Here is an 18461-nt window from a genome sequence, read left to right on the forward strand (position 1 = left end):
CGCGCGGTTGCCGAAAAGCGCGGCTGACAGTCCGCGCGGGCTCGGATAGGCTCTGTAGCGATGATCGATACGGCAGCCAGCGCAAGCAGAGAAAGGCTCGTCGCCAGCCTCGCCCGAGTCGCCGAAGGCGATCAGGCAGCACTGCGCGCCGTATATGACGCGACCGCCGCGAAGCTTTTTGGCGTGTGCCTTCGTATCTCCGGAGATCGCGAAGCCGCCGAGGATGTTTTGCAGCAAGTCTATCTCAAGGTTTGGGACCGCGCCGGGCGCTTCGATCCAGAACGCGCGAGCCCGATCACCTGGCTATGCGCAATCGCCCGAAACACCGCGATCGACTGGCGGCGGGCCAACAGCGCAACGGCGCATCTGCCCGAAAGCGCGGCGGCGGCGATCGTCGATGACAGCCCGCTGGCGCCCGAGGTGATCGACGCCGTTGCGCTGCGCGCGCGGATCTTCGGATGCCTGGATGCTCTTGAAGACCGCCCGCGTCGCGCGATCCGCGCGGCCTTCTTCGATGGGCTCACCTATTCGCAGCTCGCGGAGGCAATGGCGGTGCCGCTCGGCACGCTCAAGAGCTGGGTGCGCCGCGGCCTGATCCAGCTCAGGGAGTGCCTGGGCGATGCCTGAGCCGATGACTCCCGAAGAGCGCGATGCGCTCGCCGCCGAACTCGCACTTGGTCTGCTCGAAGGCGATGCGCGAGCCCAGGCTATGCGGTTGCGCCTGTCCGACTCCGATTTCGCCGCGGCCGTCGAGGCCTGGGACGGGCGCTTCGAGCCATTGTACGAGCGGTTCGAGACGCAGCCCTCTCCCGCACTATGGCCGGCTATCCAGCGACGCCTGGTCGGTATGGACAGCCGCCATACCCAGCGCGCGCTCCAGCGCTGGCGGATCGGCGCGGTTGCGAGCGGCGCGCTGGCCGCTTCGCTTGCCGCGATTCTGGTGCTGCGCCCGGTGCCTGCACCGGTAGAGATCGTCCGTGCCCCCGACAGGGCAGTCATCGCCCAGCTCGGCAGCGGCGATGCGCCCGCATTGCTTGCCGCGGCCTATGATCCCGAGGGCGGCGTCCTGCGAATTCGGGCGATGCGCCTGCCCGCCAGCCAGCTTGCGCCGGAGCTGTGGGTGATCCCTGCGGATGGCGTGCCGCGCTCGCTCGGCCTGGTCGCCGCGGATGGCGTGACCAAGGTTGCCGTAGATGCACCACACCGCACGCTGCTCAAGGATGGGGCGACGTTGGCGATTACGCTCGAGCCTCGCGACGGCGCCCCCCACCAGGCGCCGAGCAGCGCGCCGATCGCGGCCGGAAAAATCTCGACGATCTGAGCCTCAACTGCATCCGCCGGGCAACCGGCACCGTAGCTTCCCTGCACCCAGCATTCCGGGTGCCGGAGAAGGAAGCCAAGATGCCCAGCCTCAAGAAGCTCAGCCTCACGATTGCCGGTTCGGCGCTGCTCGCCACCGGTGCCGTCGCGGCCGTCCAGCATTATCCGATGGTCGGCGGTGCCGCGATGTATCCGACCAAGAACATCATCGAGAATGCAGTGAATTCGAAGGACCACACCACGCTGGTTGCCGCCGTCAAGGCCGCAGGGCTGGTCGGTACGCTGTCGGGGCCCGGCCCCTTCACCGTGTTCGCGCCGACCAACGCCGCCTTTGCCAAGCTTCCCGCAGGCACCGTCGACAAGCTGGTGATGCCCGAGAACAAGGCGATGCTGACCAAGATCCTCACCTACCATGTCGTGGCGGGCAAGATGAGTGCGGCGATGCTCGCGGCCAATGCGAAGAAGCATATGGGCAAGGCGATGTTGACCACCGTGCAGGGCGAGAAGCTGACCGTCACCAAGGGGCCGGACGGCGCCTGGTGGGTGGTCGATGCGAAGGGCGGCAAGGCTAAGATCACGATCGCGGACGTCAACCAGTCGAACGGCGTGATCCATGTGATCGACAGCGTCCTGATGCCCTGAAGCCGGTATCGGCACGAGCCCCCTCGTGCCGGATCGCGCCCGTCGGAGGGCCTGTTCCCATCGGCCAGCTTCCGGCGAGTGCATCGTGAAAGCCACTGCCTGCATGCCCGGGCAGTGGCTTTCCTTTTGCCGGCCACTGGTGCGTTAGAACACCCGAAGCAGCAGTATGCCTATTCCGGCACAATTGATTGCCGCGCCCATCCAGAAGCGAAGCGAATATGCATGGATCTTCGACATCTCTCAGCCTCCGAAAACCTGGAACAGCAACACGCTGTTCAAGCCGATTACGGTCAAGGTGATCAGGATCGCGGCGGCGCGCAGCCAGCCGCTGTTGGCGAAGCCGCCCATGATCGCCCGATCGCTGGTAAAGCGCACCAGCGGCACGACCGCGAAGGGTAGCTGGAGGCTGAGCACCACCTGGCTCAGCACCAGCAGCTTGGCCGTGCCACTTTCACCATAAAGTGCCGCGACGATCACGGCCGGAATGATCGCAAGGCCGCGCGTCACGATCCGCCGTAGCCAGTGCGGCAGGCGTAGATCGAGGAATCCTTCCATGACGATCTGCCCGGCGAGCGTGCCGGTGATCGTGGAATTCTGCCCGGATGCCAGCAGCGCCACTGCGAACAGGGTACTGGCGAGCCCCACGCCCAGCGTGGGCGCCAGCAGCGCAAAGGCATCGCCGATCTCGGCGACCTGGGTCTGACCGGAGCGATGGAAAGTCGAAGCGGCGAGGATCAGGATCGCTGCATTGATGAAGAGCGCGAGGCCGAGCGCCACCGTGCTGTCGATCGTCGCCAGCTTCACTGCCTCGCGTTTGCCGGACTCGGTCCGCTCGAACGCGCGGGTCTGCACGATCGAGGAATGAAGATAGAGGTTGTGGGGCATAACGGTCGCGCCGAGGATGCCGATCGCGATATAGAGCATCGCGGGATTGGTCACGATCTCGGGGCTGGGAATAAGCCCCTTGCCGAGCGCCGACAGGCTCGGCTGCGCCCAGGCCAACTCGACCGCAAAGCAGCCGGCGATGACGAGTAGCAGCGCGACGATGAAGGCTTCCAGTTGGCGGAAGCCGCGACGCTGGAGCGCGAGGATCAGCAGCACGTCCGCCGCCGTGACGATCACGCCTGCCACCAGCGGCATGCCGAAGAGCAGGTTGAGCGCGATCGCGGTGCCGATCACTTCGGCAAGATCGCAGGCGATGATGGCAAGCTCGCAGAGCAACCAGAGCGCCATCCGCACAGGCGGAGGATAATGCGCGCGACAGGCCTGGGCGAGATCGAGCCCGGTGACGATGCCCAGCTTCGCCGACAGCGCCTGGAGCACTATCGCCATCAGGTTCGACAGCAGGATGACGGAGAGCAGGGTATAGCCGAAGGCCGAGCCGCCGGCGAGATCGGTGGCCCAGTTGCCCGGATCCATATAGCCGACCGCGACCAGATAGCCTGGCCCGGCAAAGGCGCCGAGCTTGCGCCAGAAAAGGCCGGCGCCCTTCGGAACCGCGATGGTCCGAAAGGCGCCGGGAAGGCTGACATTGGCGGGCGGAGCCCGGCCGGCGAAGCGCGCCGCGTCCCCCTCGAACGGCGGCATGGTTCAGGCGCTCGCCGCGCTGAGCTTGATGGCGCCGTTGACCCCGGTCGGGAAGAACCCGCCGCGATCCACCGCCGCCTTGTTGAGATAGGCGATGTTCAGGACCTGCCCAGCCGAGCGGCTGTAGGCGATACCATTTGAGTCGGTCGGCACGATGTTGCTTGCGTTGCCGATGTTCCGCACACCCTGGTCGAGGTCGCTCGATCCATCGAGGCTGTCGCGGGCATTGGAGATCGCCTCGGTCGCATCGATGAGCGAAGGCATTGCGAGGCCCTTGCGGTAAAGCGTCGTGCGGATCAGCCCGGCGTGATAGGCTTCCGCCGCAAGGATACCGGCGGCCGCTTCGAGATACGTCTTGTTGGTGATCAGCGGCGACGCGCCCTTATAGGCGGTGACACCGACATCCTCGAAGATGAAGGCCGCGAGCAGGAAGTTCTGGTCGTTCGCATAGGGATCAAATGCCTGCCCGGCGCCAATCAGCCCCGCGGCGCGCGCCGCAGTGGAGAAGGCGCCGTTCACGTCCGCAGACAAATCGAGCGCCGGCTGGGCCACCGCAAAGCTGCCCAGCACGCTGCGCAGGAAAGCGACGTGCGCCTGCTCGTCCCCGGCGATCTCGCGGGCATAACGGCCGACGGCCGGATCGGTGAACGTCACCTGACGCCCTCCGCTCGGCGCGCCGGGCGTACCCGTGCCGGAGAGCAGGCTGATCGGGATCGAGGTGCCGTTGGCTGCGAAGGAATAGAATTGCGCTTCGAGATATTCGAGGTTGAGCGCGAAGTTGAGCACATCCTGATCGCTGGACGTGGGGGCGGGTGTGGGCGACGGCGTCGGTGACGGTGTCGGCGTGACGACCGAGCCGAAGCCATCATTATTGCTGCATGCGGCCAGCACCGTGGCGCCCGCAACCGCCAGCCCGGCATTCTTCATGAAGGCGCGACGCTCTTCGCGACGCTTGTCGCACGCGCCGAGCACCTCGAGGACGATGTCATGATTCATGTGAACCTCCCGTTGGAGCCCGCGTTCAATTCGCGGCGCTGGTGACGATGGTGCCGTTGACGCCGTTGGGGAAAAACCCTCCGGCAGTGACGGCGGCCTTGTTGAGGTAGACGATGTTGAGCACCTGGCCCGCCGAGCGGCTGAAAGCGAGGCCGTTCGCGTCGAGCGGCGCGATGTTGCTCGCGTTGCCGATCGCCCGGATGCCCTGGTCGAGGTCGGTCGAGCCGTCCAGACTATCGCGCGCGTTCGATATCGCCTCGGTCGCGTCGATCAGAGCCGGCATGGCAACGCCCTTTACATCCAGCGTCGTGCGCACGAGCGCGGCGTGATAGGCCTCGACCGCGAGGATGCCCGCCGCAGCTTCGAGAAACACCTTGTTGGTTATCAGCGGAGACGCGCCCTTATAGGCGGTGACGCCGACATCCTCGAAGATGAATGCACCGAGAAGGAAATTCTCGTCGCTCGCATAGGGGTCGAAGCTCGCGCCGGCACCGATCAGCCCCGCCGCCCGTGCAGCGTTGGAGAAGGCACTGGTCGGCGAGACGCTGACGTCGATCTGCGGTTGAGCGACTGCCGTCGCGCCGATCGCGTTGCGCAGAAAGGCGACATGCGCTTTCTCGTCGGCAGCGATCTCGTTCGCATAGGCCGCAACCGCGGGGTCGCTGAACGCGACCTGGCGCCCGCCCAGTGCAACACCGGGACGGCCGGTGCCGGTCAGCAGGTCCGGCGTCAGCCCGACACCGGTCGCGGCATAGGAATAGAATTGCGCCTCCAGATATTCGAGGTTCAGCGCGAAATTGAGGACGTCTCCGTCCGTCAGCGTCGCCTGGGCATCGGCGCGCGGAATTCGCGTCGCCATCGCCAAGCCGCCGCCGGTCACTGCCGTCATTGCGAATGCCTTGAAGAAATCGCGGCGCTCTGCGCGTCGCTGGGCCCGAGCTTCGAATACCTCGAGCACTTCGGTGTCGTGATTCATGGGGCACGCCTCCCTGGTTGAAGCAGGGAGGGAACAGAGCCCGATCGGCGCATGTTCCGTTTCGCCAGCGCCACGGTACGCTGTCGTACCCAGCGCAGAAGAATTTCACGCCGAATGCATCCGTTTGCTCGAAGCGGACGAAGCTAGTGCTTTATACCGGCGAGGATTATTCGGGGCATGCTCACCACTAGCTCGATCTATGCGCCCAGCCTTCGCGGGAATCTCTTGTTGCGATCGCTTGCGCCCGGCGATGCGCAATTGCTCGTGCCGCATCTCAAGCGGGTGGAACTCAGGGCAGGCGAAATTGTGGTATCGCCCGATGTTCCGTTCACCACTGTCTATTTTCCCGAGACGATCGTGCTCTGCGTCCGCGATGCGATGCGAGGGGATCGCCAACCGGCGCTCGGCCTTGTCGGCCTGGAAGGGATGGCCGGTTGGAGCTCGCTGCTTGGCGCTGTACGCTCGCCCTTCCTGGCGGCTGCGGAAATGCGTGGCGGCACTGCCCTCGCGATCTCGGCGACCCGCGTGCAGGAGGCGAGCGCCGCCAGCGACACATTGCGAGGCACGCTGCTTCGCTACGCCGGTAATTTCATGATGCAGATGGCGTCCACCATCGGCTCGAACGCAGCCGACACGGTGGAGCGGCGGATTGCGCGCTGGATCCTGATGTTGCACGATCGCAACGAGGGCGACACGCTCGACCTGACTCACGATCACATCGCCAGCGCTCTTTATGTACGGCGTGCGAGCGTCACCGACTGCTTTCATGTTCTGGAGGGTGACCAGATCGTGCGATCCACGCGCGGTCGGCTCGTCGTTCGTGATAGAGCGCGGCTCGAGCGCGTCGCCGGATGCGCCTATGGTTCCGTCGAAGCGCGTTACAGAACGGAAATCGCGCCCTTCGGAAAGGCGATCGTCGGCCGTGGGCCGCGCGCATCCAGCGCCTTTATCCCCTCGCCTCTCCAGCCACGCGGAGTCGGCGCATGATCGCGTCGAGCGACCAGGCGCCACCGCCCCGAAAGATCAGCGGCAACAGGATCGCCGCCCAGCTCAGATGAGTCGGCCAGGCATCGGGATAGACGAAGATCTCGATCACCAAAGTCATGCCGAGCAGCGCCAGCGCCGAGAAGCGCGTCGCGAGCCCCAGTACCAGCAGGATCGAGAAGACATGCTCGGACCAGGTCGCCGCCACCGCCGCGATCTCGGGCGGGATCAGCGGCAGCGCATATTCGGTGCGGAAGAGCTCGTAGGTGCCATCGGTGATGTGGAGGATGCCATCGACCTTGCTGCGCCCCGACAGGAAGAACACGCCGGCAATGCCGAGGCGCGCGACAAGCAGGAGAAACGCGTCGGGCACCAGCGCCGAAACCCGGCGAACGAAGCGATCGTGGATCGCGAGCGGGGAAGTCATCGAATGTCTCCGTTGAAACGGCGCCGGGGCACGCAGGGCGGACCCCGGCCGACACGTCAGGCCCTGGGGGTCAGCGAGCCATTGCCCTTGGGCGTCTTGATCGTGGTGCAACTGCCCGCCTTGACCAGCTTCCAGGCATTGCCCTGATAGTTGATCTTTGATGTGCCGGCGCAGCTGGTGCCGGCGCCGGCCTTGCAGTCGTTCTTGCCCGCGAGGGCGACGCCATAGCATTTCTCCATGGCCGGCCTTGTCTGGGCCGAGGCGGCGGGAGCGAGCGCGGCACCGGCGGCGGCGATGGCTAGCGTGGCGGCAAGGGTGGCATTGGTCGAACGCATGTCTGTGATCCTTTGAAAGCGGTGCCTCCAGCGCGCGGCCCGGCCGGGGGCGCCGAACCGCGCGGTGACCGGGGAGGAGGCGGAAGCCCGGGTCACATCGCCAATTCGGCGCGGACGGCTGCGGCGTTACAGATTGCCCTCGAAAATTTTCCGCGAAAGCGTGTAACCTTCGGCCCGGCCATGCCGAACTCTTGCTCGAGGAGCAGGAATGCGAGCGAACGAGGAAGCGCTGCGCGGGTTGATGATCGATGGGCTGGCCGGCGATGCCGCCTCCCATGCGGCATTGCTGCGCCTGCTCGTGCCCCTGCTGCGCGGCTTCTACCGGCGCCGCGCGAACGGCTCCGACGACGATATCGAGGATCTGGTGCAGGAAACCCTGATCGCGGTGCACACCCGCCGCGCGACCTACGACCGCGAACGCCCCTTCACCGCATGGCTGTTCGCCATCGCCCGCTACAAGATGGTGGATCATTTCCGCCGTACCCGACGCCTCCAGCCGATCGAGGGGCTTGAGGAAACCCTGTTCGCAGAGGACTTCGAAGATGCCACGACCGCCCGGCTGGACATCGAAGATCTCCTGTCGACGCTGCCGCCCAAACAGGCCCGCGCAATCCGGGCAACGCGTATCGAAGGCCTGAGCGTCGCCGAGGCGGCAAAGGCCGGCGGCATCGGCGAATCCGACCTGAAGGTTTCAGTGCATAGGGGGTTGAAGATGCTGATCGCGCGGATCCAGGGAGGCGCGCGATGAATACCGACGATCTCATCACCCGCCTCGCCAAGGATGTGCCGCCGGTGCGCCGAGGCGCCACGGTCATGCGGCTCGCGCTCGGCATCCTGCTTGGCGCGCTGGTCTCGGCTACGGTGGTGGTGCTGGCGCTCGGCATCCGCCCGGATCTCGGTCTCGCCATGCGCGGGACCGCCTTCTGGATCAAATGGGGCTATACCTTCTCGCTCGCCCTCGCCGCGATCGTGATGACCGTGCAGCTGGCGCGCCCCGACAGCGCCCGATTGCGCTGGACCTGGCTGCTGGCGGTGCCGGTGGTGCTGCTCACCGGGCTCGGCGTCGCGGAGTTGGCGCGAACGCCGCCCGCTTTGTGGCTGGCGATGTGGCTGGGGCATAGCTGGATGATCTGCCCCTGGCTGGTGCTGGCGCTGGCCATGCCGATCTTCGTCGGGCTGCTCTGGTCGTTCCGCCGCCTGGCGCCGACGCGGCTGCGCGCGGCGGGCGCCGCAGCCGGACTGGCGGCGGGCGCCTTTGCGGCGACTGTCTATTGCATCCATTGCCCCGAGGTTTCGGCGATCTTCGTGCTGACCTGGTATTCGCTCGGCATCCTGCTCGCCGCCTCGATCGGCGCGCTGCTCGGGCCGCGCCTGCTGCGCTGGTAAATTCGCGGAGGCCTGTAACCGAGCGGCCAGAGCCTGCGAACTGGGGATGCCAAATCGGCTGAACCCCTTTTCGGAGTATCCCAATGACCCTTATCCGCACCGGCGCCAGCATCGCCGCCTCCGCCGCCGTCATCGCGATCAGCGCCGCCGCGCCGACCGCCGCCATCGCCAAGGCCGGCATGGGCACGACCGCGGCGAAGGTCGTCCATTGCTATGGCATCAACACCTGCAAGGGCACCTCAGACTGCAAGACCGCGAAGAACGACTGCAAGGGCCAGAACGACTGCAAGGGCCAGGGCTTCAAGGAAGTCACCGCCAAGGCATGCAAGGCTGCCGGCGGCAGCCTGACCGCGCCGAAGTGAACGTCTGCCCGGCCCGGCGTCCCCACCGCCGGGCCGGACCCGTTCCAATCGAGGATAATTTCGATGATCGCTCCCTTTGCCGGCTTCGGCCTGGGTCTGCGCAAGCCCCATTATGCCGAGTTCCTCGAGACCCGGGTCGCCGTCGATTTCGTAGAGGTGATCTCGGAGAATTTCATGATCCCGGGCGGCAGGCCTCGCCGCATCCTGCGCGAAGTCCGCGAGCGTTATCCGGTGGCTCTTCACGGCGTCTCGATGTCGCTGGGCTCGGCCGATGGGCTGGACGGGGCCTATCTCGCGCGCCTCCGCGCGCTGATCGACGAGACCGACCCGCTGTTCGTCTCGGACCATCTCAGCTGGTCCCGGATCGACGGGTTCAATTCGCACGACCTGCTGCCCCTGCCCTATACGCGCGAGGCACTCGATCTGGTCACGGCCAATGTCGACCGCGCACAGGAAGCGCTCGGCAGGGCGATCCTGGTCGAGAACCCCTCCACCTATATCGACTTCGCGCCGGCCGACATGACCGAATGGGCGTTCCTCGACGCGCTGTGCGCGCGCACCGGCTGCGGGTTGCTGCTCGACGTCAACAACGTCTTCGTCAGCGCGAGCAACCACGGCTTCGACCCCATCGCCTATCTCGACGGCGTGCCCCATGCTCGGGTGCGCCAGATCCACCTTGCCGGCCACAGCCAGGGCAGCGAGCTGCTGATCGATACCCATGATCAACCGGTGCCCGATCCGGTGTGGCGCCTCTATGCGCATGTCCTCCCGAAACTCGGCCCGGTCGCGACCATGATCGAGCGCGACGACGCGATCCCGCCGCTCCACGAACTCCTCGCGGAGCTGGGCATCGCCCGGAGAATTGCCGGCCGAACCGCGCGTGCCGCTGCATGAGCCTGATCGATCTCCAGCGCGACATGCGCGCCTGGCTGACGCGCGAGGACGGCGCGGCCGCGATCCGGCTAGGCGGCGAGGACGCGGCCGCGGGCCTCCATATCCATCGGAATAACTTCCGCGCGTCGCTCGCCGCCTGCCTGGAGGAGAGCTTCACCCGCACCCGCGACTGGATCGGCCATGACGCATTTGCCCACGCCGTGGCCGCCCATGTCGAGCGGGTACCACCGAGCAGCTGGACGCTCGACGCCTATCCGCGCGACTTCCCGGCCACGCTGGCGCTGCTCTATCCCGGCGATCCCGAGGTCGCCGAGCTGGCCCGGATCGATCTCGCGCTCGCCGAAGCCTTTGTCGGCCCCGATGCAGCGCCACTGGCCGCCGCGGCTCTCCGGGAAGTCGATTGGGACCAGGCGGCGCTGCAACTCACCCCGACGCTGGATCTCTTCGACCTGACCACCAACGCGCCGGCGATCTGGTCGGCGCTGGCAGACGGTATCGAGCCGCCGGCCGTCGCACTCTTGCCCGAGGCCGGCGCGATCCTGATCTGGCGTCAGGGCGAGGCCGCGCAATTCCGCGCGATCGACCAGATGGAGAAACAGGCGCTTCTCGCGGCGCGCGTCGGCGTGCCCTTCGCTGATCTGTGCGCGGGGCTAGTCGACGTGCTGGGCGAGGAAGACGGGATCGCGCGCGCCGGCGGGATGCTTGGCCGATGGATCGCGGATGGCCTGATCGTCGACGTGTTCGATTCAGTTGATGGAGCGCGTCGGCGTCCCAACTCTTGCTAGAACACCCTGAACTCAAGATGGAAATCAATGTCGATATCGGGCGGCCTGATTGGCCTGCGATCGCGAGTGGAGCTGGATCGGCAGCTATCGCGATCCGCTTCTCCGACGCCGACCGGCAGTTGAGTCCCAAGCCCGGCCATTCAAACCCACCAAGCCGCGATTTTAACAAGCGGCAGGTTTCGGGATCAACGATCCTGACACCGAATGACGACAAATGGCGCACGAAGTTGCCGAGAATGCCTCAGACCGCCCCGACATAGTCACCCGCCTCCTGCAGCCGCGCGATATCCTGCCGCGGCGGCGCGCCGAACAGGCGGCGATATTCGCGACTGAACTGCGAGGGACTGTCATAGCCGACCGCGAACCCGGCCGAGCCTGCGCTCGCCGCGCCCGCGAGCATCAGTCGCCGTGCTTCCTGCAACCGCAACTGCTTCTGATATTCGAGCGGCGTCATCCGCGTGATCGTCTTGAAATGCGCGTGGAGTGAAGAAGCGCTCATCCCCGCCGCCGCAGCGATCTCGTCGATCCGCAGTCGCGCGCGGAAGCCCTTGCGGATCGTCGCGATGGCCCGGCTGACCTGCACGAGATGGCTGTCCCCCGACGCCATGTGACGCAGCATCGCGCTGTGCGGACCGGTGAGCAGGCGATAGAGAATCTCGCGCTCGATCAGCGGCGCGAGTGTGGCGATGCTCTCCGGCTGGTCGAGCAGTTTCACCAGCCGGCAGGCAGCATCGATCAGATCAGGGTCGCCCGGATAAGTGGCGAGCACGGGCAGGTCGTTTCGCGGCGGACCGCGTCCGTCGGCCACAAGCAGATCGGCGAGCGCCGCCATGTCGAGGTCGATCTTACAGCACAGATAGGGCGCGTCGGGGCTCGCCTCCAGCACATGGCCGACGAGCGGCAGGTCGACCGACACCAGCAGATAGTGGGATGCATCGTAGACGAGGCTGTGGTCGCCAATCGAGACGCGCTTGGAACCTTGGGCGATCAGGCAAAGCGATGCCTCATAGACGGCGGGCGTCGGCATGCTCGGCTGGTCGGCGCGGATTAGCGTGAGGCGCGGCACCGCGGTGCTCGACATGCCGGTTTCCGGGCCGTGACGCAGGATAAGCTGCGCGAGTTGGACAATCCTCTCCATGTTGCCCCGATTGCCGATACGCGGCGATGGGGCAAGGCTCGATGACCAATATTGGAGGATCGTGCAATCAGATCGGTCGATCGCGCTACCGTTCGCAGATCATGCAGGCCCATTTCCTGATCCGTCATCCAAACAGAAGGAACTCAACCATGACGGGACTTAACGAGAAGGTCGTGCTCATCACCGGCGCATCGAGCGGCATCGGGGAGGCGACCGTGCGCGAACTGGCCACAACCGGCGCAAAACTCTTCATCGGCGCGCGCCGCGGCGAGCGGCTGGCTGCACTGGCCGCGGAACTCGGCGAGGCGGTCGCATGGCGGCAGCTCGATGTGACTGACGGCATGCATTTCGACGCGTTCGCCGAGGCGGCCGCCACGCGCTTCGGCCGGATCGACGCGCTCGTCAACAATGCCGGCGTGATGCCGCTGTCACCGCTCGCCGCGCTGAAGCGCGACGAATGGAGGCGGATGATCGACGTCAATATCCACGGCGTGCTCAACGGCATCGCCGCGGTGCTGCCGCGCTTCGTCGCGCAAGGGCGAGGGCATGTCGTCAACGTCGCCTCGGTGGGGGCGCACCTCGTCCTGCCGACCGCCGCAGTCTATTGCGGCACCAAATATGCGGTGTGGGCGATCACCGAAGGGCTGCGGCAGGAGCATGACGAGATCCGCTCGACGATCATTTCGCCCGGCGTCACCGCGACCGAACTGGGCGATGACATCAGCGATCCGCAGGTGGCATCCGCCCTCAAGGAATGGCGCCGGAAATCGCTCAGGCCCGATGCGATCGCGCGGGCGATCCGCTATGCTCTGGAACAGCCCGAGGGCGTCGACGTCAACGAAGTGATCGTGCGGCCGACCGCTGCCAACATGTAGGCTCGCGAGCAATCGACAATGTCGGCTTTCGGGTGCGCCGGACGGCTACCCGAAAGTTCGGAACTTAGGGCGCGTAGCTGCCGGACCGATTTTGGGCCGTAAGTGGCTGGTCCGCTTTTAGCTCGTAGACCCAAAGGGCAGTCGTCGCGACTGGGCGCCGCCTTCGAGCGGCTGCTCGTAGTTAACTGATTATCACGCCCGCTATGATGGCCTAGGCCGATTCCCTCGGCAGCTTGATAGGCGTAGCGGACGGCTTCCGGGCCACAGCCTGGGGTTGGCAGGGAACGCGTACGGAAAGCGCCGAGCGGTTGGAAGCGGTAGGACACGCTCCTGGTTAGCCCAAGCGCATCTAGAAGCACTGAAACGGCAGAGACAGCCCAGCCCCCGAAGGCGAGACCGGCGCTGCTTGCCGCCGCCCGTTTCGGATGGCAGACCAAAGCGGTGGCGAAGCGTTCTCCCCGCAACCTGCGCATGGCGACGCATGGAGCGAAGCCCGTATGAACAACGGAGGGTATGGACGAGTCATCGTCCGGGTCGCCGATCTTGCGGGGACCTTCGTCTTCGCAGTGGAAGGTGCATTCGCCGGAATTCGTGCGGGGTTTGACCCGGTCGGCGTCCTCACTCTTGCCTTCCTCACCGCGGTTGGCGGCGGTATGGTCCGCGATGTACTGATCGGCGCGGCGAGACCGGCTGCTATCGCCGATTGGCATTATCCGGCAATTGTGCTCGGCGCGTCATCGGCTGCCTGGATCGGCTACTCGCTCCTTGGAGCGACACAGGGTTGGTTGATGATCGCGCTCGACGCGGCGGGCCTCGCGCTGTTCGCGGTTGCGGGGACGCAGAAGGCGCTCGATCATGCCGTTCATCCGCTGCCGGCAATTTTCCTTGGCACGGTCGGAGCAGTGGGCGGCGGTGCCATGCGCGACGTGCTTCTAGGCGATGTGCCGCGCATCCTGCATGTCGACATTTACGCGAGCGCCGCTTTCCTTGCCGCGGCCATGGTCGCGCTCACCCATGCTACCCACCGCGATCCCAGACTGGGTGCGATTCTCGCGGCGAGCGCTTGCTTTGTTCTACGCATTGCCGCGGTCGCCTTTAACTGGCAACTCCCGCACCTCGTCGGCAGCTGATCATCAAAGCCTCGGCCGGTGCACAGACCGAGCATAGGCTGACCACAATTGACCCGCCGGGCTTCGCGGATTTCCATCGAACAGCATATGTGTGCCGTCAATCACCGACGCGGTACCCGACTGGAAAAGGGAAAGAACTATTTAGCTTTGATTTCCTTTGGCACATGATGCCGGCCATCATAATTCGGAACGACCGGGCTGCCTGTAACTCTGGAGACCGCCATGACCGATACCACCGAAACCGGCAAGACATTCAGGGTCGAGACCGACGCCACCGCCGGCTATTGGCACCATAGCGCCCAGAACACCCTCCCGCCGCCCGACATGATGGGCGCGTACATGCGCAACCGTCCGGTTCCCAACAATCTTGTCGAGGGCCGTAGGGCCTGGATCATCGGCAGCGGCATCGCCGGCCTAGCCGCCGCCTTCTACATGATCCGGGACGGCGGCATGGCGGGTGAGGACATCACCATCCTGGACGCGATGCATATCGAGGGCGGGTCGCTCGACGGCGCGGGCAATCCGGAGGACGGCTATATCATTCGCGGCGGCCGCGAGATGAACTGGAATTACGACAATCTGTGGGACATGTTCCAGGATGTCCAGGCACTAGAACTGCCCAAGGGCTATAGCGTTCTCGACGAATATCGTCTCGTCAACGACAATGATCCGAATTTCTCCAAGGCGCGGCTCATGCACAAGCAGGGCCAGATCCGCGATTTCTCGACATTGGGTCTGTCGAAATCACAGCAATGGGAACTGATCCGCCTGATGCTGAAGCGCAAGGAGGATCTCGACGACCTCACCATCGAGCAATATTTCAGCCCCGGCTTTCTCGAGACCAACTTCTGGTATCTGTGGCGCTCCATGTTCGCATTCGAGAACTGGCAGAGCCTTCTCGAAATGAAGCTCTACATGCACCGTTTCCTCGATGCGATCGACGGGCTGACGGATCTGTCGGCGCTGGTTTTCCCCAAGTACAATCAGTATGACAGCTTCGTCCGCCCCCTGGTGACGCATCTTCGCGAGCGCGGCGTAAAGGTGCAGTTCGACACGCGCGCCTATGATCTCGACATGCGCGTCGAGGGCGATACCCGCACGGTCACCGCGATCCGCGCCAAGGTCAAAGGCGTTGCCACGACCATTTCCGTCGATCCGAAGGATGTGGTCTTTGCGCTGACCGGTTCGATGACCGAGGGCACTGCCTATGGCGACATGGACAATCCCCCAATACTCGATCGCGGCAAAAATGATCCGGGCGACGAGAGCGACTGGGCGCTATGGAAGAATCTGGCGAAGCAGTCGCCCGTCTTCGGCAAGCCTGAAAAATTCTATGGCGATGTCGACGGCTCGATGTGGGAATCGGTCACCCTCACCTGCAAGCCATCCCCCTTTGTCGAGAAGCTGAAGGAGCTTGCGGTCAACGATCCCTATTCGGGCAAGACGGTGACCGGCGGCATCATCACCTTCACTGACTCGAACTGGGTGATGAGCTTCACCTGCAATCGCCAGCCGCACTTCCCGACCCAGCCCGACGACGTGCTGGTGATCTGGGTCTATGCCCTGTTGATGGACAAGGACGGCAACTTCGTCAAAAAGCCGATGCCGGCCTGCACCGGCCGTGAGATACTCGCCGAGCTCTGCTATCATCTGGGTATCGAGGACCAGCTCGACGAGGTGGTGGCGAACACCAAGACCCGCCTGGCGCTGATGCCCTATATCACCGCAATGTTCATGCCGCGCGCCGCGGGCGACAGGCCCCATGTCGTGCCTGCGGGTTGCACCAACCTCGCCCTGATGGGCCAGTTCGTCGAAACCTCGAACGACATCATCTTCACCATGGACAGCTCGATCCGAACCGCGCGGGTCGGCGTCTACACGCTGCTGAATCTGCGGAAGCAGGTGCCGGACATCAGCCCGGTGCAATATGACATCCGCACCTTGCTGAAGGCCGCCAGGGCGCTGAACAACGGCGAACCGTTCCCGGGCGAGCGCCTGTTGCACCGACTGCTGGACAAGACCTATTTCGCCCACATCCTGCCGCCACTGCCCGAACCTTCCTCCGCAAGGCGCAAAACGGCCGAGGAAGAACTTGCAAGCCTCTTGGGCAAGGGCAATCAGGCGCTTGCCGCGGTCCTGGGCTGGCTGGAGAAGGTTCGGGAAAGTTTGATCGATCGCAAGACCTGATGGGCATCGCTGGCTTGGGCATTTGAAGGCAACCGCTCTCTCGCGGCGTGCCCTCGAACGATGCGAACCGGATCTACTCGATCCGCGTCCAGATCTGGGATCTGCAACCAACCCGGCCGATCAGGCAACCGCTACCCTTCAGCGTATCCGGATTGACGATGGTGAATGACAACCCGCGGCTCATGCTATTTCCTTTCCGGAGGTTTTCGCGTTCACTAGCATGATTTTCCAATGAATCGGGAGAGATCGTGATGAGCGACACGTCCGGACGGAGAGGTTCTCTGGACATCAGGTGGTGACAGGCGATTCCGATCGAGCCGATGCCGTGCGCTTCGTTGGGCGCGTGCTGATCACGCTCTCACTCATCGCCGCAACATTGATGTTGTGGCAGCTCCGTGAAGTATTGCTGCTAATCTACGCTGGAATATTGTCCGCCATCATCTTGGATGCGGCCGCACACTCGGTCCGGAAGACAAGTTCACTAGGGCGCGGTGCGTCGCTTGTGATCGCCTCGGTACTGATCCTGGCGATCACCGGGGCGGTGATCTGGGTCTTCGGTCAGGAAGTCACGATCCAGCTTCGACAATTATTGGGCCAGCTTCCCACCGCCTGGGGAGCTTTGGAACGCGAAGCGGATGCCGCGGGCATCAGCGCCGAATTTCACGAACAGCTTGGGAGGGCACTCCCAGCCGGCGGAACGATATTCGGCGCGATCCGCTTCCTGTTGAGTGGAATCGGAAGCGCGGTATCGGGCATCGGGCTTGCCCTTCTCGGCGGGATATACCTGGCCGCACAGCCGCAAGTCTATCGGCGCGGTTTCCTGCTGCTGGTTCCCGATCGCTATTGCAGTCGCATCGAAGAGGCGATGGATGCGACGGGCACGGCGCTCAGGGCATGGTTGGTCGGGCAGCTTTTCGCGATGGCAATCACCGCCATCGCAATCACCGCAGGCCTGGTAGCGATCGGCATACCCACGGCGCTCGCGCTGGGCCTGATCGCCGGAGTGATGGCCTTCGTGCCGCTGATCGGACCATTGCTCGGGGCATTGCCAGGCATATTGGTGGCACTGACGGTCGGTGGCGAGAAGATGGTGCTGGCGGTTGCACTCTATTTCGTCGTCCAGCAGTTTGTCGGCTCCGTCATCAAGCCGTTGATCATGCAGCGCACGGTGAACCTGCCGCCGGCGATGACCTTGTTCATGCTGTTCGCGATCGGCGCGCTGCTGGGCCCGGCCGGCGTGCTTCTGGGCGGTCCGCTTGTGGTGACCGGCTATGTCCTGGTCCGCCACCTCTACGTCAAGGACACGTTGGGCCGAGCTCTCCACGAGGGGTCGCTGGACGCGCCAGCCGATGTTTGATCACAACACATAAGACGCGGGGTGGTCCAAGATCGGGCAGTGGGGCAGCCCGACATCAGCCGTGAAAGCCGAATATTGACGAGCCATGAATAAACTGCGGCTTTCGGGCAAAGCTTCGACGCGCTGAACGACTGTTATTAGGGCGCATTGCGGTCATAGGAGAAGAAGATCTCTTCCTGTCTGCGACGATGTGGCAGCCCGATGCAGGCGATGGCGAACCAGCTAATCCCTTGCTCGCTTTCCAGGAGGGCGCCAGGTCGGGGAGAAGCTGCAAGTATCGCGGGACGGTTCGGGAAGGACATTTATCGCGCCCAGCATCCGGCGGAACTGCAGGATGTCCTCCTCGATATCGCCGGTCCGTAGTTTGGCGATGAGCAGCCGCAGGTGATTCCTGCGCGAGGCGGGCTGCTCTCGTGCGTTCTCCATCGCCCTTCCGTTGATCCGTAGCTTCGCCCGGAGATTCTCGGCCTGGTCCTCCAGTTGCAGGAAGCGCGCCTTCAAGGTTGCCGTGTACAGACCGTCTTCGATCGCAGACATGTGCCCTTGAAGCCGCCGGTCGATACCCTCCAACTGCAGCCGGTCTGCCTCCATCTGACGGCGCTGCGCGTCGGTGGTCCTCCGCTCGTCGTCAAGAAATGCATCTTCGTGCCGGATTATCTGGGCAGCCGCTTCGTCGAGGACATCCCGGACAGCTTTCTCCATCGCCCGTCGCCGTACCGTTCTGCCGTTACTGCACGACTTGCGGCGATAATGTTCCACACAGCCATATCGCTCGCGCCCCGTGTGGCAGAAATCTCCGCCACACTGCCCGCATGTCAGCAGGCGATGGAAGTTGGAGGGCGCTGCGGTGAGGCCGAGGGATCGGGCTTCCCGGCCATTTCGGACGCCGATGCGAACTTGCGTCCGACAGGAGCTGGGCGAGTTCCGCCCTTCCGACGATGCTGGCGCCGGAAACGGCCTCATCGCGGCGGCTGAATGACCGGCCTGGGCGCCGATCCGAGCCGTTCCCCGAGCCATCTGAGCGGCGGCGAGGTCTTTGGCGGCGAGATCCTGTTGCGCGTTCGTGGGCGGCGGATTGCC

20 protein-coding genes are annotated in these 18461 nt (G+C 64.6%); 13 read left to right on the forward strand and 7 right to left on the reverse strand.

Translation table 11 applies throughout. The features are described 5' to 3' along the window. Positions 1-60: 60 nt before the first annotated feature. The 3 genes from FFS08_RS09105 (at position 61) to FFS08_RS09115 (ending at position 1962) form a co-directional block, all read left to right on the forward strand. A complete protein-coding gene (locus tag FFS08_RS09105) occupies positions 61-627 on the forward strand; it encodes a sigma-70 family RNA polymerase sigma factor (RefSeq protein WP_137862997.1) in 567 nt (188 codons plus the stop codon). Continuing rightward, a complete protein-coding gene (locus FFS08_RS09110) occupies positions 620-1321 on the forward strand; it encodes an anti-sigma factor (protein WP_137862998.1) in 702 nt (233 codons plus the stop codon). The genes FFS08_RS09105 and FFS08_RS09110 overlap by 8 nt, the downstream gene beginning before the upstream one ends. 80 nt (positions 1322-1401) lie before the next feature. Next, positions 1402-1962, forward strand: a complete 561-nt coding sequence (locus FFS08_RS09115) for a fasciclin domain-containing protein (RefSeq protein ID WP_137862999.1) — start codon at positions 1402-1404, stop codon at positions 1960-1962. Between the two features lie 240 nt (positions 1963-2202). Here the strand turns inward: FFS08_RS09115 and FFS08_RS09120 are convergent, their stop codons facing one another. Genes FFS08_RS09120 through FFS08_RS09130 form a run of 3 tightly spaced genes read right to left on the reverse strand, consistent with a single transcriptional unit; the run spans position 2203 to position 5521 of the window. Continuing rightward, complete coding sequence (locus FFS08_RS09120) at positions 2203-3549, reverse strand: Nramp family divalent metal transporter (RefSeq protein ID WP_137863000.1); 1347 nt, start codon at positions 3547-3549, stop codon at positions 2203-2205. Between the two features lie 3 nt (positions 3550-3552). Then, positions 3553-4545, reverse strand: coding sequence for a ferritin-like domain-containing protein (locus FFS08_RS09125; RefSeq protein WP_137863001.1), 993 nt, complete (start codon positions 4543-4545; stop codon positions 3553-3555). Between the two features lie 25 nt (positions 4546-4570). Further along, on the reverse strand, positions 4571-5521 hold the full coding sequence (locus FFS08_RS09130) for a ferritin-like domain-containing protein (RefSeq protein ID WP_137863002.1): 951 nt from the start codon (positions 5519-5521) through the stop codon (positions 4571-4573). Positions 5522-5698: 177 nt separating this feature from the next. On the opposite strand from FFS08_RS09130, the gene FFS08_RS09135 reads away from it, so the two are divergent. Then, positions 5699-6508 (forward strand): Crp/Fnr family transcriptional regulator, encoded by an 810-nt coding sequence (locus tag FFS08_RS09135; protein ID WP_137863003.1) that lies wholly within the window; start codon positions 5699-5701, stop codon positions 6506-6508. Here FFS08_RS09135 and FFS08_RS09140 read toward each other — a convergent pair. Together FFS08_RS09140 and FFS08_RS09145 are read right to left on the reverse strand one after the other, a co-directional pair. After that, a complete protein-coding gene (locus tag FFS08_RS09140) occupies positions 6468-6932 on the reverse strand; it encodes a DoxX family protein (protein ID WP_137863004.1) in 465 nt (154 codons plus the stop codon). The genes FFS08_RS09135 and FFS08_RS09140 overlap by 41 nt on opposite strands. A gap of 56 nt (positions 6933-6988) precedes the next feature. Further along, on the reverse strand, positions 6989-7267 hold the full coding sequence (locus FFS08_RS09145) for a BufA1 family periplasmic bufferin-type metallophore (RefSeq protein ID WP_137863005.1): 279 nt from the start codon (positions 7265-7267) through the stop codon (positions 6989-6991). A gap of 208 nt (positions 7268-7475) precedes the next feature. Between FFS08_RS09145 and FFS08_RS09150 the strand changes: the two genes are divergently transcribed. The 5 genes from FFS08_RS09150 to FFS08_RS09170 all read left to right on the forward strand — a co-directional run bounded on the left by FFS08_RS09150 (position 7476) and on the right by FFS08_RS09170 (position 10694). Then, complete coding sequence (locus FFS08_RS09150) at positions 7476-8015, forward strand: sigma-70 family RNA polymerase sigma factor (protein ID WP_137863006.1); 540 nt, start codon at positions 7476-7478, stop codon at positions 8013-8015. Further along, entirely contained in the window at positions 8012-8653 is a 642-nt protein-coding gene (locus tag FFS08_RS09155; RefSeq protein WP_137863007.1) for a DUF1109 domain-containing protein, read from the forward strand. Before FFS08_RS09150 ends, FFS08_RS09155 begins: the two co-directional genes overlap by 4 nt. An 83-nt stretch (positions 8654-8736) precedes the next feature. Further along, complete coding sequence (gene bufA2, locus FFS08_RS09160) at positions 8737-9015, forward strand: BufA2 family periplasmic bufferin-type metallophore (RefSeq protein WP_137863008.1); 279 nt, start codon at positions 8737-8739, stop codon at positions 9013-9015. Between the two features lie 63 nt (positions 9016-9078). Continuing rightward, positions 9079-9909: an MNIO family bufferin maturase gene (gene bufB / locus FFS08_RS09165; protein ID WP_137863009.1), complete on the forward strand. Its 831-nt coding sequence runs from the start codon at positions 9079-9081 to the stop codon at positions 9907-9909. Further along, the gene (locus FFS08_RS09170; protein ID WP_137863010.1) at positions 9906-10694 is read left to right on the forward strand and encodes an HvfC/BufC N-terminal domain-containing protein; all 789 of its coding nucleotides are present in this window, start codon (positions 9906-9908) and stop codon (positions 10692-10694) included. The genes bufB and FFS08_RS09170 overlap by 4 nt, the downstream gene beginning before the upstream one ends. A 241-nt stretch (positions 10695-10935) precedes the next feature. Here the strand turns inward: FFS08_RS09170 and FFS08_RS09175 are convergent, their stop codons facing one another. Further along, positions 10936-11832: an AraC family transcriptional regulator gene (locus tag FFS08_RS09175; RefSeq protein ID WP_137863011.1), complete on the reverse strand. Its 897-nt coding sequence runs from the start codon at positions 11830-11832 to the stop codon at positions 10936-10938. A gap of 149 nt (positions 11833-11981) precedes the next feature. On the opposite strand from FFS08_RS09175, the gene FFS08_RS09180 reads away from it, so the two are divergent. From FFS08_RS09180 to FFS08_RS09195, 4 genes are all read left to right on the forward strand, one after another. Further along, the gene (locus FFS08_RS09180) at positions 11982-12707 is read left to right on the forward strand and encodes an SDR family oxidoreductase (protein ID WP_137863012.1); all 726 of its coding nucleotides are present in this window, start codon (positions 11982-11984) and stop codon (positions 12705-12707) included. A gap of 497 nt (positions 12708-13204) precedes the next feature. After that, a complete protein-coding gene (locus FFS08_RS09185; RefSeq protein WP_137863013.1) occupies positions 13205-13837 on the forward strand; it encodes a trimeric intracellular cation channel family protein in 633 nt (210 codons plus the stop codon). Positions 13838-14059: 222 nt separating this feature from the next. Continuing rightward, complete coding sequence (locus FFS08_RS09190) at positions 14060-16024, forward strand: oleate hydratase (protein ID WP_137863014.1); 1965 nt, start codon at positions 14060-14062, stop codon at positions 16022-16024. Between the two features lie 295 nt (positions 16025-16319). Next, positions 16320-17381, forward strand: a complete 1062-nt coding sequence (locus FFS08_RS09195; protein ID WP_137863015.1) for an AI-2E family transporter — start codon at positions 16320-16322, stop codon at positions 17379-17381. 222 nt (positions 17382-17603) lie between these two features. Here the strand turns inward: FFS08_RS09195 and FFS08_RS09200 are convergent, their stop codons facing one another. Beyond that, on the reverse strand, positions 17604-18083 hold the full coding sequence (locus FFS08_RS09200; RefSeq protein ID WP_137863016.1) for a hypothetical protein: 480 nt from the start codon (positions 18081-18083) through the stop codon (positions 17604-17606). Positions 18084-18461 lie beyond the last annotated feature (378 nt).

The sequence above is a fragment of the Sphingomonas sp. 1F27F7B genome (assembly GCF_005503355.1).
In the GTDB taxonomy this organism is placed as follows: Bacteria; Pseudomonadota; Alphaproteobacteria; order Sphingomonadales; family Sphingomonadaceae; genus Sphingomonas.